The 13,222-nt window shown below is 60.0% G+C and carries 12 protein-coding genes; 10 read left to right on the forward strand and 2 right to left on the reverse strand.

Features of this window, described 5'->3' with window-relative positions:
- Nucleotides 1-121: 121 nt before the first annotated feature.
- Both RT21_RS01870 and RT21_RS01875 read left to right on the forward strand, forming a co-directional pair.
- A complete protein-coding gene (locus tag RT21_RS01870; protein ID WP_046161353.1) occupies nt 122-568 on the forward strand; it encodes a PAS sensor domain-containing protein in 447 nt (148 codons plus the stop codon).
- A 216-nt stretch (nt 569-784) separates the two neighbouring features.
- Nucleotides 785-3,421 (forward strand): EAL domain-containing protein, encoded by a 2,637-nt coding sequence (locus tag RT21_RS01875; RefSeq protein WP_046161354.1) that lies wholly within the window; start codon nt 785-787, stop codon nt 3,419-3,421.
- Nucleotides 3,422-3,457: 36 nt separating this feature from the next.
- Here the strand turns inward: RT21_RS01875 and hemH are convergent, their stop codons facing one another.
- Together hemH and RT21_RS01885 are read right to left on the reverse strand one after the other, a co-directional pair.
- Entirely contained in the window at nt 3,458-4,483 is a 1,026-nt protein-coding gene (gene hemH, locus RT21_RS01880; protein ID WP_046161355.1) for a ferrochelatase, read from the reverse strand.
- A 72-nt stretch (nt 4,484-4,555) separates the two neighbouring features.
- Nucleotides 4,556-5,455 carry a TIGR01777 family oxidoreductase gene (locus RT21_RS01885; protein ID WP_046161356.1) on the reverse strand — a complete coding sequence of 300 codons (900 nt, stop codon included), beginning with the start codon at nt 5,453-5,455 and terminating at the stop codon, nt 4,556-4,558.
- A gap of 180 nt (nt 5,456-5,635) precedes the next feature.
- Here RT21_RS01885 and RT21_RS01890 point away from each other — a divergent pair, with 180 nt between their 5' ends.
- The 8 genes from RT21_RS01890 to RT21_RS01925 all read left to right on the forward strand — a co-directional run bounded on the left by RT21_RS01890 (nt 5,636) and on the right by RT21_RS01925 (nt 12,887).
- Nucleotides 5,636-5,851, forward strand: coding sequence for a TIGR02450 family Trp-rich protein (locus RT21_RS01890; RefSeq protein ID WP_046161357.1), 216 nt, complete (start codon nt 5,636-5,638; stop codon nt 5,849-5,851).
- 140 nt (nt 5,852-5,991) lie between these two features.
- The gene (locus RT21_RS01895; protein ID WP_046161358.1) at nt 5,992-6,954 is read left to right on the forward strand and encodes a YbgA family protein; all 963 of its coding nucleotides are present in this window, start codon (nt 5,992-5,994) and stop codon (nt 6,952-6,954) included.
- Nucleotides 6,955-6,956: 2 nt separating this feature from the next.
- Entirely contained in the window at nt 6,957-7,898 is a 942-nt protein-coding gene (locus RT21_RS01900) for a MerR family transcriptional regulator (protein WP_177327039.1), read from the forward strand.
- Nucleotides 7,895-9,322: a deoxyribodipyrimidine photo-lyase gene (gene phrB, locus RT21_RS01905; protein ID WP_046161359.1), complete on the forward strand. Its 1,428-nt coding sequence runs from the start codon at nt 7,895-7,897 to the stop codon at nt 9,320-9,322. The genes RT21_RS01900 and phrB overlap by 4 nt, the downstream gene beginning before the upstream one ends.
- The gene (locus RT21_RS01910; protein WP_046161360.1) at nt 9,319-9,747 is read left to right on the forward strand and encodes a nuclear transport factor 2 family protein; all 429 of its coding nucleotides are present in this window, start codon (nt 9,319-9,321) and stop codon (nt 9,745-9,747) included. Before phrB ends, RT21_RS01910 begins: the two co-directional genes overlap by 4 nt.
- A complete protein-coding gene (locus RT21_RS01915; protein ID WP_046161361.1) occupies nt 9,744-9,995 on the forward strand; it encodes a hypothetical protein in 252 nt (83 codons plus the stop codon). The genes RT21_RS01910 and RT21_RS01915 overlap by 4 nt, the downstream gene beginning before the upstream one ends.
- A gap of 15 nt (nt 9,996-10,010) precedes the next feature.
- On the forward strand, nt 10,011-11,258 hold the full coding sequence (locus tag RT21_RS01920) for an NAD(P)/FAD-dependent oxidoreductase (protein WP_046161362.1): 1,248 nt from the start codon (nt 10,011-10,013) through the stop codon (nt 11,256-11,258).
- Between the two features lie 129 nt (nt 11,259-11,387).
- Nucleotides 11,388-12,887: a methyl-accepting chemotaxis protein gene (locus tag RT21_RS01925; protein WP_046161363.1), complete on the forward strand. Its 1,500-nt coding sequence runs from the start codon at nt 11,388-11,390 to the stop codon at nt 12,885-12,887.
- The last annotated feature ends 335 nt before the right edge of the window (nt 12,888-13,222 follow it).

Here is a 13,222-nt window from a genome sequence, read left to right on the forward strand (position 1 = left end):
GCCAGCTGTTCGGCGGCCAATGGTTGCGGCCAGAGAGCAGAACCGCCTCGCTACAAAAAGCCGTGTGCCAGCCTTCAGGTAGTTGTTCTAGAATGCCGTGAAACGCACAAGAGACACCCTGATGATCAACGCCAAGCTGCTGCAACTGGTAATCGAAGCCTCCAACGACGGTATCGTGGTAGCCGAGCAGGAAGGTGACGACAATATCCTGATCTACGCCAATCCCGCATTTCAGCGCCTGACGGGCTACGAGGTCGACGACATCCTTTACCAGGATTGCCGCTTCCTGCAGGCGGGTGACCGCGACCAACCAGGTCTTGCGGCGATACGCGAAGCGGTTCGCAACAACACGCCCTGCCGCCAGATCATCCGTAACTACCGCAAGGACGGCAGTGCGTTCTGGAATGAACTGTCCATCACGCCCGTATTCAACGAAGGTGACCAGCTCACCTATTACATCGGCATCCAGAAAGACGTCACCCCTGAAGTCGAGGCCAAGCAGCGGGTCCGCGAGCTTGAAGCCGAAGTCCAGCAGCTCCGAGAGCAACTGGCGGCCCTGCAGAGCTAACCGGCTTACCGTAGGTCAGTTATCACCCGACGACGCTTCAGCCTGCTTCAGGGCTGCCGATAAGGCTTGGTATAAGCCACACCCTGAGGTCGCGGCACCTTGTTTGTGACCGGCAAGTGCATTTATTGATGCAGACTGCCGGGAAAACACGAATAATTGCCATCTGCCACTACATTCCCGCCAACCTGGACGGCGGCTGAATCCGGATCCGCTTCCTTGACTTCCTATGCTTTCGTTGAAAACGCAACGGTGCTCCTTGCGCTTTGCTGGCTGCTTTCCGTTACAGCGCGCCATTGGGGGCAAAGCCATCAGCGATGGGCGCAATGCACTGCTGGCATCTGGTTCGGCGGTGCCTGCATCGTCGGCATGCTGATGCCTATTTCCGTGCAGGATGGGGTCATCTTCGATGCACGCACTGTCGTGCTGAGCATGGCGGCCTTGTTCGGAGGCCCGGTCGCTGCGGGCATCGCTGGGCTGATTGCCGGCGCGTATCGGCTTTGGGTCGGCGGCCCGGGCGTCTGGGTCGGGTTGATCAACGTACTGCTGCCGATCGTCTTGGGCCTTGGCTATCGCCATTTCCACCGCCGGGGCCAGATCGGGATTGGCACCTGCCAGTTACTACTTTTTGGCCTGGTGTTACATGGCGGTGTTGTAGCCTCGCTGCTGCTGTTACCCGCACAGCTGGTAGCTCCTACCCTTGAGCAGGTTGTGGTGCCTATGTTGCTGGTGCTGCCAGTGGCGGTAATGCTGTTGGGTTTGCTATTGGCAGATCTGCTCAAACGCGACCAGATCGAACGTGCAATGCATCTCAGTGAGGCGCGTTTGAGGGCCATCACCCAGGCGATTCCCGACGTGCTGTTGGTGCTTGATGAGGATGGCCGCTACCTGGAAGTGATCTCCGACGGCTCCGCGCCGCTTCAGGAAGGCGACCAAAGCCTGATCGGAAAGACAGTGGAGGACGTACTCCCGCCCCTTCAGGCAGAACGCTTCCGCGAACTGATTCGTGAAACGCTGTCCCACGGCGCGCCCAGCCTGCTCGAATATTCCACCCAGACCGTGGACGGCCTGAAGGTATTTGAATTGCGCGCCCAGCGCTTGCAACTGGCGCAACCGTACAAGCCAGCGGTGGTTTGCCTGAGCCGGGATATCAGCGAGCGTGCCAGCGCCGAACAGGAGCGTCGCATCGCCTCGATCGCGTTCGAGTCACAGCAGGGCATGATCATCACCGATGCCAAGAACCGCATCTTGCGGGTCAACCAGGCATTCACCGAGATCAGCGGCTACAGTGCAGACGAGGCCATCGGACAAGACACGCGCCTACTCGCCTCGGGTCGTCACTCGCCCGATTTCTATCTGGCCATGTGGCGCAGCATCCAGCAAACCGGCGCCTGGCAGGGTGAAATCTGGAACCGACGTAAGACCGGCGAGGTGTACCCTGAATGGCTGTCGATCAGCACGGTGCTCGACGCCCAGGGCGCCGTTTCCAACTACGTGGCCGCGTTTACCGATATCACCGAGCGCAAGCAAGCCGAAGAGCGGATCCATAATCTTGCGTTCTATGACCCCCTGAGCGGGCTGCCCAACCGCCGGTTGCTGCTTGATCGTCTCAAGCAGGCCCTGGCCGCGACTGTACGCAGCCAGCAGTACGGCGCGTTGATGTTCATCGATCTTGATAACTTCAAGAACATCAATGATCTTCATGGCCACCAGGCCGGCGACCAGCTGCTCTGCATGGTGGCCGAACGACTGAGCGGTGAGGTCCGCGGCGTCAACACCGTTGCCCGCCTCGGAGGTGATGAGTTCGTGGTCATGCTCGAGGATCTGGATGCCAAGGCGGAATACGCAGCAGCCCAGGCCGAGCAGATAGGCGAAAGGATCCTTTCGGCCCTTGGTCAGCCTTACCGACTGGGCTCGCTACTGGTGCATAGCAGCGCCAGCATTGGCGTGGTACTGCTCAACAGCAACGACGGTGACGCGGAAGAGCTGATGAAGCGCGCCGACATGTCGATGTACGAAGCCAAACAAGCCGGCAGAAACGCCCTGCGCTTCTTCGACCCGCGCATGCAGCAGGCCGTGCAAGAGCGCCTGCGCCTGGAAGACGAAATCCGGCGTGGCTTGACGGCCGGCGAGTTCGTAATTCATTTCCAGCCCCAGATCGAACGTCATCGTGGACTCGTCGGTGCTGAAGTGCTGGTGCGCTGGCAACATCCGCAACGCGGCTTGCTCACCCCGGTTCACTTCATCGGGCCTGCTGAGCGTGCGGGGCTGATCGAAGCACTGGATTTCGTAGTCCTCACCCAGGCTTGCGAGCAGCTCGCCACGTGGGCCAGACAGCCATCCCGGGCGGCACTGACGCTCGCGGTCAACCTCAGTGCGAGCCTGCTCTACCAAGCCGACTTCGTCGATCGGGTGCTAGCCTTGCTGCAGCGTACCGGCGCCAATCCGCGACTGCTGAAGCTTGAAATCACCGAGTCCTTGTTACTCGATGACATGGAAGAAGCGGTGGTTCGGATGAGAACCCTGAAGCAGCACGGCATTCGGTTCTCGATTGACGACTTCGGCACAGGTTACTCATCAATGGCCTATCTGCAGCGACTACCACTCGATCAACTGAAGATCGACCAGTCGTTCGTCCGTCAGCTGGTCGAAGATGCCAGCAGCCAGACCATCATCCGGGCCACCTGTGCGCTCGCGTCCGGGCTCAAGCTGGAGGTGATTGCCGAAGGGGTCGAGACGGAGGAACAGCGGACATTGCTGATCGCCAATGGCTGCGACATGTTTCAGGGGTATCTGTTCAGCCGCCCCGTTCCGCTGGAAGCATTCGAAGCGCTCGCGCTAGAACCCGTGACGTGAGGGTCGTTTCCGCACCCTCACGCCGAGACGGGCCGCTTACAACGCCAGCGGCGCCCGGCGGCACAGAGTAATCAAAGCCTGCACCCACTGTTCATGCGTGTTCAGGCAAGGGACCAGCTGCAGATCCGTGCCACCGGCCGCCACGAACTGTTCGCGGCCTCGATCACCGATTTCCTCCAGCGTTTCGATGCAGTCGGCCACGAACGCTGGGCACATCACCAACAACTTCTTAACCCCCCTGGCAGCCAGCTCTTCAAGGTGCGCCTCGGTATAGGGTTCGATCCACTTGGCACGCCCCAGTCGCGACTGAAACGACACCGACCACTGTTCGGGCTGCAGGCCGGCGCGCTCGGCGAACGCAGCGGCGCTCTGGATGCACTGCGCGCGGTAGCAACTGGCGAGGACGGCACCTTCGGCACGCTGGCAGCAATCAACAGTTTTCAGACAATGCGCGCCGGTTGGATCCGTCTTGCGCAGATGCCGCTCAGGCAAGCCGTGAAAGCTCAGCAGCAGGTGGTCGAAGGGTTGTTCCAGGTGCGGTTGAGCGCTCGCAACCAGCGCATCAAGGTACTCCGGCTGGTCGAAAAACGGCTGCAGTATCGACAGCTGAATGTCGAGGTTTCGCTCACGAATCACCCGCCGCGCCTCTTCGATGACGGTGGTCGTGGTGCTGTCGGCAAACTGTGGATACAACGGCGCCAGGGTTACCTGCCGGATGCCCTGCCCGGCCAATTTCAGCAGCGAGCGCTCAATGGACAGCTCGCCATAGCGCATCGCCAGTTCCACGGGGCCCTCTTTCCAGTACGGGCGGACGGCGTCGGTAAGGCGTTGACTGAGCACTACCAGTGGTGATCCTTCTGGCCACCAGATGGACGCATAGGCATGTGCGGACTGTTCCGGGCGCTTGATCAGGATCAGCGAGACCAGCAACCGGCGAACTGGCCAAGGCAGGTCGATGACATAGGGATCCATCAGAAACTGGTTGAGATAGCGGCGTACATCAGCCACTTCAGTGGACGCCGGAGAACCCAGATTGACCAACAACAACGCCTGCTCTGACATGCACTTTTCCAACTACTGATTTAATGGAGCGCGCCGCAACCCGTTGGCCGCGGCGCTATTTTCACATAGCGACTACGCCTTGCGCAGGTCCGCCAATGCCGCATCCAACGTCACGAAGCGAAACTGGAACCCCGCGGCCTGCAATCGCAACGGCTGGGCTTTCTGACCGCCTAGAATCAAACCCGACAGCTCACCCAGACCGACCTTCAAGGCCAGCGCCGGTACCGGCAGAACTGCTGGTCGCCCCAAACTCGCTGCGTACGCCTTGGCAAAGTCGGCATTACGCACTGGCTGAGGTGCGCAGGCATTGTAGGGCCCAGCAGCACCTGGCTGGTGCAACAGAAAATCTATCAAGCCGATCTGATCGTTGATGTGGATCCACGGCATCCACTGACGACCACTACCCTGCCTGCCTCCCAGCCCGAGCGCGAACAAGGGTCTGAGCCGTTGTAGGAACCCGCCATGAGCTGCCAGCACCAGCCCCGTTCGGACCACCACCACACGAATGCCCAACGACTCAGCTCGCGTGGCACTTTCCTCCCAGGCGGCGCAGAGCTGGCTAGCGAAATCGTTGGTGACCGCACTGTCATCCTCGGTCAGTTCCCGCTCACCACCGTCGCCATACCAGCCGACGGCCGAGCCTGAAATCAGCAGGGCAGGCTTTTGTTGCCTGGTTGCAAGCCATTCAACCAACTGCTCGGTTAGCTTGATACGGCTGTTCCAAAGCAACAGACGGCGGGATTTGGTCCAGGGACGATCAGCAATCGGCGCACCTGCAAGGTTGATAACCGCGTCAAGCCGGACCTGATCGAGCTCGCCCAGATCGCCGATGCCCGTTACCGACTCGCCGCAACGGTCCGCCACCTGCTCGGGTGACCGACTCCAGACCCAGAGCTGATGGCCCTGAGACAACCAGTGTTTACACAGTGCACGACCGATCAGGCCGGTCCCGCCGGTGAGCAATATGTTCATTGCGGCCTCCGCAAGTCAGCTGTGGGCCCGCGCCTATAACTCCGCGAGCTGCTACGTTCTGATGTTACACCTATACAGCCATCGATTGCTGTATAACTTAGTAGTGCAAGCGTAGTCTATGTACAACTTGGCAAACAGGTGGCCAATGCACATCCAGTCTCTCATCGGTGTCCAGTCGCTATGAATCGATTCAATCCAGACAAGCTGCTGCTTTCCAAATGGACAGCTACTCGACCACAGAACAAGGAAAAGCACTTTCTCGTCACGGAACTCCTAAGGGATGAAAATGACGTTTTGCTGCAGGTGGAGCTGCAGGCCGTCCTCACTCGACGCAGCCAATGGATTGATTGGCACGCGCTGCACGACAATCAGCAATGGCTGTTTGGCTGGCTGTAACGAACCATCGCGCTGGCTAGGCGATAGCCGCATCAACACATCTTGTACACGGGCTATTGACTTGTACAATTAAGCGCTTATGATCTCCACATGTTGTACAGAAACCTTTATCTGTACAGGAACACAGTGAGGTCATCCCCATGCCCAATGCCTCTCGTCCCGCAATCAAAGTCGGTATCAGTGCCTGCCTGCTCGGCAGCCCGGTGCGGTTCAATGGCGGCCATAAGGAATCGCGGCTATGCAGCGAAACGCTGGCCAAACATTTCGAGTTCGTGCCGGTCTGCCCGGAGGTCGCCATAGGTCTCGGTACGCCACGTGAGCCAATCCGTCTGGTCGGCGATCCAAACAGTCCTCGCGCAGTCGGCACCGTGCACCCGGAGCTGGATGTCAGCGAAGCCCTGACCGCCTACGGCAAGCAGATCGCCCGCGAACTGGGTGATATCAGCGGTTATATCCTGATGCAGAAATCCCCCTCCTGCGGAATGGAGCGGGTCAAGGTCTACCAGGCCAATGGGCATCCCATCGATGGTGGCGGCTCCGGCCTGTTCGCTCATGCACTAATGGAAGCGCGGCCGGACCTGCCCATTGAGGAAGATGGCCGGCTAAACGACCCTGTGCTGCGGGAAAATTTCCTTACGCGAATCTTTGCCTACGCCGAATGGCAGCGTTTGCTCGAAGCCGGGCTGACCCGCAAGGCGTTGGTCGAATTCCATTCGCGACACAAGTACCAGTTGATGGCGACCAACCCCTTGCAATACAAAGCCCTCGGTCGGATGGTCGCGACGGTCGGCAATAAGCCGCTGGATGAGTTCGCACCGGTCTATTTCAGCCGGCTGATGGCAGCGCTCAAAACCACAGCTTCGCGCGGCACGCACAGCAATGTCTTGCAGCACTTGAGCGGCTATCTGAAGAACGATCTTTGTGGCGACGACAAGCAGGAGCTGCAACGTCTCATCAGCCAATACCGCGAGGGCATCGTGCCCCTTGTCGTACCGATGACGCTGCTCAAGCACCACTTCCGCCGTCATCCGGACCGTTACGTGGCCAGCCAGGTGTATATGCAGCCGCATCCCGAAGACCTCAGCCTACGCAACGGCATCTAAACATGACCCTGACTATTGATGATGAGATCGATCTCAGCCGTGACGACGGCTGGTTTCCGATCAGGGAGGTAGCACGCCTTACTGGAGTCAATCCAGTCACCCTGCGGGCTTGGGAACGTCGTTACGGGCTGATCGTGCCGCGTCGCACGCCCAAGGGCCATCGGCTTTATGACGACAGTCACGTCAAGCGCATCCAGAGCATTCTCAAGTGGCTCAACCGCGGCGTTGCAGTCGGTCAGGTCAAGCAGTTGCTGGATGCACGCCAGAGCATCAATCCCACCGAGCACAACCAGTGGGCCGGAATGCACGACCAGATGTATCGGGCCGTCACCGACCTTTCCGAGCGACAGCTAGACGACAGCTTCAACCGTGCGCTGTCTCTATATCCACCGCTTACCCTGTGCAAGCACCTGCTAATGCCCCTGCTACTAAGCCTCGAACAACGCTGGACCAGCTCGTTCGGCGCGGAGCTCGAGCGTGGATTGTTCTGTTCATGGCTGCGAACCAAGCTCGGCACCCGCATCTATCACAGCAACCGCCAGCACAACGGTGCTCCGTTGTTGTTGATGACCCTATGCGAGCAGCGCTTCGAGCCGGGCTTGTGGCTCAGCGCCTGGCTGGTCTCCAGCGCCGGTTGCCCTGCCGAGGTAATCGAGTGGTCGGTGCCGCTGGCGGAACTGCCGCTGGCCCTGGAACGGATCAAACCGCGTGGCCTGCTGCTCTATGCCAGCCAGTCGCTGGACAGTGGCTACCTCAAGCGACAATTGCCGCGCCTGGCCGACCCGCACGGTATGCCACTGCTGTTGGCAGGGCCTGCAGCCAGCATCCACCTGGCCGAACTGCGCGACGTACCTGGCCTGACCCTCGCCATCGACCCCCTCGCCGCCCTCGAAGTCCTGCAGGATGGGCCGCTGCTTGAAAATCCCAAAGGGTATCGGGAATGAACCAGCTTCTCTGGCTACGCACCGATTTGCGCGTCAGTGACAATACCGCCTTGGCTGCCGCGATGAGCACCGGTCCGACCGTGGCGCTCTATCTGATTACACCTGGGCAGTGGCTTGCCCATGACGATGCGCCGTGCAAGGTCGATTTCTGGCTACGCAATCTGGCCGAACTGTCGATACGCCTCTCGGAACTGAACGTCCCGCTGCTGATCCGCACCGTTGAAGACTGGCAGGCAGTGCCGGCGGTGATTGTTGATATTTGCCGCACCCATGAAATCAGTACCCTGCACGTCAACGACGAGTACGGTGTGAACGAGCAGCGCCGTGACGAGGCGGTCGCCGAAGCGCTGCGAAAAACGCCCACCGACATGCGTCGCTACCTTGATCAGCTGTTGTTTGCACCAGGGACCATCACGACGCTGTCGGGTGGTTACTTCAAAGTCTTCAGCCAGTTTCGAAAGGTGTGTTATGCCCGGCTGACACAGTCACTTCCCGCGTGTCTCCCCGTCCCGGCTCGCCAGGCATCGCTGCTGATTGTCAGCGACTCGGTGCCGCAAGCAGTCGATGGTTTCGCCCAACCCAGCGACTATCTGCGTTCGCTGTGGCCGGCTGGCGAAGACTTCGCCCAACTTCGCCTTGCAAAGTTCGCCGAAGACGATCTGGCGGACTATCAACAACGTCGCGACTTCCCCGCCGAGCCGGGTACCAGCCAAGTTTCCGCCTACCTGGCTGCAGGCGTCATTTCCCCTCGGCAATGCCTGCATGCCGCTTTGAGAGCCAATCGGGGCGAACACGACAGCGGCAATCCGGGTGCGGTCACCTGGATCAATGAACTGCTCTGGCGAGAGTTCTACAAACATGTACTGGTCGGCTATCCACACGTCTCGATGGGCCGGGGGTTCCGGCGAGAAACCGATACCCTGCCCTGGCGTCACGCACCGGATGAGCTGGCGGCCTGGCAGCAGGGCCGTACCGGATTTCCGATCATCGATGCCGCCATGCGCCAATTGCTGGCAACGGGCTGGATGCACAATCGCCTGCGCATGATCGTCGCCATGTTTCTGAGCAAAAACCTGTTGATCGACTGGCGCGAAGGCGAGCGTTGGTTCATGCAGCACCTGATTGACGGCGACCTCGCAGCCAATAATGGCGGATGGCAATGGAGCGCCTCGACGGGGACCGATTCGGTGCCCTATTTCCGCCTGTTCAACCCGCTCAGTCAGTCGGCCAAGTTCGACCCGGACGGCCGGTTCCTGCGGCGTTGGCTGCCCGAGATGGCCGAATTGGACAAACGCGGAATCCACAACCCAGCGAAGCTGAACGGGCTGTTCGCAGGCGTCGAGTACCCGTCTCCTATCATCGATCTGCCGAAGAGCCGTGAGCGTGCGCTTTCAGCATTCAGGCAATTGGGAGAGGCGCTGTGAGCGGCTTTCTGCAGCAGTTTTCGGCCAACTTCGCGCGGCTCGATGTACACAATCTCGACCGCCTTGCCGAGCTCTATGCCGACCACATCCATTTCACAGACCCGTTGCATGAAATCTGCGGGCTAACCCAGCTGCATGATTATTTTGCAGAGCTGTACGCCGACCTCACGTCACTAGACTTCGAGTTTTTCGCCTTCGACGAGGTGCGGGAAGGCGAAGGTTATCTCCGCTGGATCATGAGCTTTCGCCATCCCCGCCTCAATCAAGGCCAGCTCATCAGCCTGGAAGGCTGCACCATGCTGCGCTGGAATGCGGCTGGCAAAGTGGTGCGTCATCGCGATTATTTCGACGCAGGCGCCTTGATTTATCAACACGTTCCCGTTGTCGGATCAATGATTCGCTGGTTACACCGGAGAATCGCATGAGCCCGTCGCAATGCCTCTGGCTGACCAGCGCGAGCCGCGGGCCTGGTCAGGCATTGGCCGGTCAGCAGGGCTTCCCAATGCCCAAGCGCTGGCCAGCAGAACGGGCAACACGCCATATCGCCGGCAAGCTTGATCGGCAACCGCATGGCATCGTCTTTCTGGCGGCGTTTGCCGCCGCACTGCGTTCCACCTCTCTACCACCGGCACGCCTGCAGTACGCACTGGGCCAGCGCATGGCGCGCCGTTGATCAAGGAAAACAGTCATGAAAGTGGCGATCATCGGAGGCGGTATCTCCGGCCTGACGAGCGCGCACCTGCTGCATCGCGAGCACGACATCACCCTGTTCGAGGCAGCTGGCTGGCTTGGCGGACATACGCATACGGTGGACGTCAGTCTGCTGGGTCGGGATTACGCAATCGATACCGGCTTTATCGTATTCAATGAACGGGCCTATCCCAACTTCATCGAACTGATCGAGCGTCTCGGCGTGGCCTTCAAACCGACCGAAATGAGCTTCTCGGTCAGCGATCCGTTATCCGGCCTGGAATACAACGGCAATAACCTGAACAGTCTTTTCGCCCAGCGAAGCAACCTCTTGTCGCCCTCCTTCTGGAACATGGTTCGCGACATTCAGCGCTTCAACAAGGAGAGCCTCGACGACTACGCCAATCAGCGCATAGCCCCGCACGTCACGCTCGGCGAATACCTGCGTTGGGGCGGCTATAGCCAACGTTTGATCGATCACTACATCGTGCCCATGGGGGCCGCAATATGGTCGATGTCGCTGCATGAAATGCTCGGTTTCCCGCTTCTGTTCTTCGTTCGTTTCTTCAAGAACCACGGGCTGCTGCCGGTCAGCCAAAGGCCCCGGTGGTATGTGATCGAGGGTGGATCAAGCGCCTATATCGAACCGCTGACCCAGAGCTTCAGCCAGCGCGTCCGGCTCAACTGCCCGGTATTCGAAGTGAACCGCGATCGCCTGGGCGTGACGGTCGTCAGTGCGCAGGGTGCCGAGCGTTTCGACAAAGTCATCTTTGCCTGTCACAGCGACCAGGCGTTGAGGCTGCTAAATGCACCGACCCCGGCCGAACAGCAAATTCTGGGCGCACTGCGTTATGCCGATAACGACGTAGTGCTGCACACCGATACCCGGCTGTTGCCAAAGCGCCCGCTGGCATGGGCCAGCTGGAACTACCGCCTCGGCAGTCCGGGCGAGCAGCTGGCAGCGGTCACCTACAACATGAACCTGCTGCAGGGAATCGAAGCGCCGGAAACGTTTTGCCTCAGCCTTAATCAGACCCGCTTCATCGACCCTTCGCGGATTCTCGGGCGCTACACATACGCTCATCCGCAATACAGCCTGGACGGAATCGCTGCACAAAAGCGCGCCGATGAACTCTGCGGCCCGAATCACAGCTACTTCTGTGGCGCCTACTGGGGTGATGGCTTTCATGAAGACGGCGTGGTCAGTGCGCTGCGGGTGGCCGATGCGCTCGGCAACCGGGGTTGAACGCCACCCACACAGCACCCCGAGTCTTCCATGCCACGAACCGACCATGAGCCGATGAGCGGTCTGAGTTCCAGTTAAAAGCCAGCCGATATAGCGATGCGCGCCCGAGCGCTTTACGAGAGGCATTCGATGAACAGCACGACCTTCACCATGCAAGACCACTACCGCAAGGCCGATCGAATCATGCTCGGCGTGCTGTGGTTTCTCTTCGTATACGCGCTCGGTTTGGCAGCAATGAGCGGCAGTTGGGCACAGGCCATCGTCGTGGGTGGCGGTACCGCGCTCGCAATGACAGTGCTCAACGCACTGATTTCAGGCGAGCGGCTGATGCGCTGCCTCATCGGCGCTGCGTTCATGGTCATGTCAGCGCTGCACATCAACCAGGAGCACGGCATGCTGGAGATGCACTTCGGCATCTTCGCCCTGCTCGCGTTCCTGGTGTATTACCGGGATTGGCTGCCCATCGTCGTGGCTGCGGCGACCATCGCGGTGCATCACCTGGCGTTCTTTGCACTACAGCTGCAAGGTGCCGAGGTGTTCCTGATGCCCCATGGCACCTGGGGTGAAGTCTTCCTGCATGCGTTTTATGTGGTACTTGAAAGTGCCATCCTCATTTATCTCGCGATACGCGGCAATGCCGAAGCGCGCGAAGGCGAAGCGCTGCTGAGCGCTGCGGCCGAGATCACCCGCAACCCTGAACGGATCGACCTCCACCATCGCTCCGCAGCCAGCGGACCTGTAGGCGAGCGGTTCAATCACCTGCTTGATCAACTGTCCGAATTGGTCAGTGCAGTGGTAATCGATGCGCGTGGCCTCGACGGGACGGCTGGCAGCCTGAGCGCCGCAACCCGGCAAATGCGCGACGGTGCCGATCTACAACTGGGCGAAACCGCACAAATGGTCGATGCAATGCAGCAGATGTCGACCGCCATCGAAGAAGTCGCCGGTCATGCCGATCGGGCGGCACAAGCGGCACAAGCCGCAAACGCGAAGGCGGGACAGGGCCGGCAATCGGTCGCGACCAGCCGTCAGGAAATTGCCCAGCTGGCGCAGCGCATCGACGGAACCGACGAGGTCATGCAAGACCTGGCCGCCCAGTCCGAGCAGATCGGGCGCGTGCTCGAAGTGATCCGTAGCATCGCCGAACAGACCAACCTGCTGGCCTTGAACGCCGCCATCGAGGCCGCTCGGGCCGGGGAACAAGGCCGAGGCTTTGCGGTGGTTGCCGATGAGGTGCGTAACCTCGCGCAGAAAACGGCGACTTCTACTCGCGAGATTCAAGAGATCATCACGCGCCTGCAGCAAAGCAGCCGCAAAGCCGCCGATTCGATGCAGGTGAGCCGGCAGAGCGTGGCCCGTTGCGTCGAAGACAGCCAGCACACGACGGTGCTGCTGGAATCCATGGCGCAGGAGATCGAATCCATCAGCCATATGAACGAGCTGATCGCTGCCGCAACCCATGAGCAGACTGCGGTTTCCGCGGATATCGCCAGCCACCTGCAGAGCGTTCAGCAGATCGCCGAGCAGAACGCTGTAGATGCCAGCAAGCTGGAGCAGGACAGCGTTGGCTTGACTGCGCTGGCCTCACGACTGGGCACGCTCAGCGGACGCTTCGCCGTTCGTTCATAAATGACATCAGGGCCTCGGTTGTACACCGGAGCCCGCGGCCTTCCCTGCTATCAGCCCATTGGGAGTGACTACAGTCCGGAACATCAGCCGTACGAAGCCGCTATCAAACCTCAGGGGCCGGTCAATCCAGAACGGTGCGTGAGTCCAGGTCCGCGACGCTTACCTGGCCCCTTCCTCTGCGTTCGGCGAGATACAAGCGACGGTCCGCAGCATCTACTAACGATGCTGCCGTCTTGCCTATGCCCGCGCCCATAGCGATTACCCACGAGCGTAGCGACGCCGATACTCTGAAACGTTGGAGCTTGAGTAACGAATGGCCTCACTGGCAGTCGCTA

The sequence above is a fragment of the Pseudomonas sp. 10B238 genome, from assembly GCF_000970615.1.
Taxonomy (GTDB): domain Bacteria; phylum Pseudomonadota; class Gammaproteobacteria; order Pseudomonadales; family Pseudomonadaceae; genus Stutzerimonas.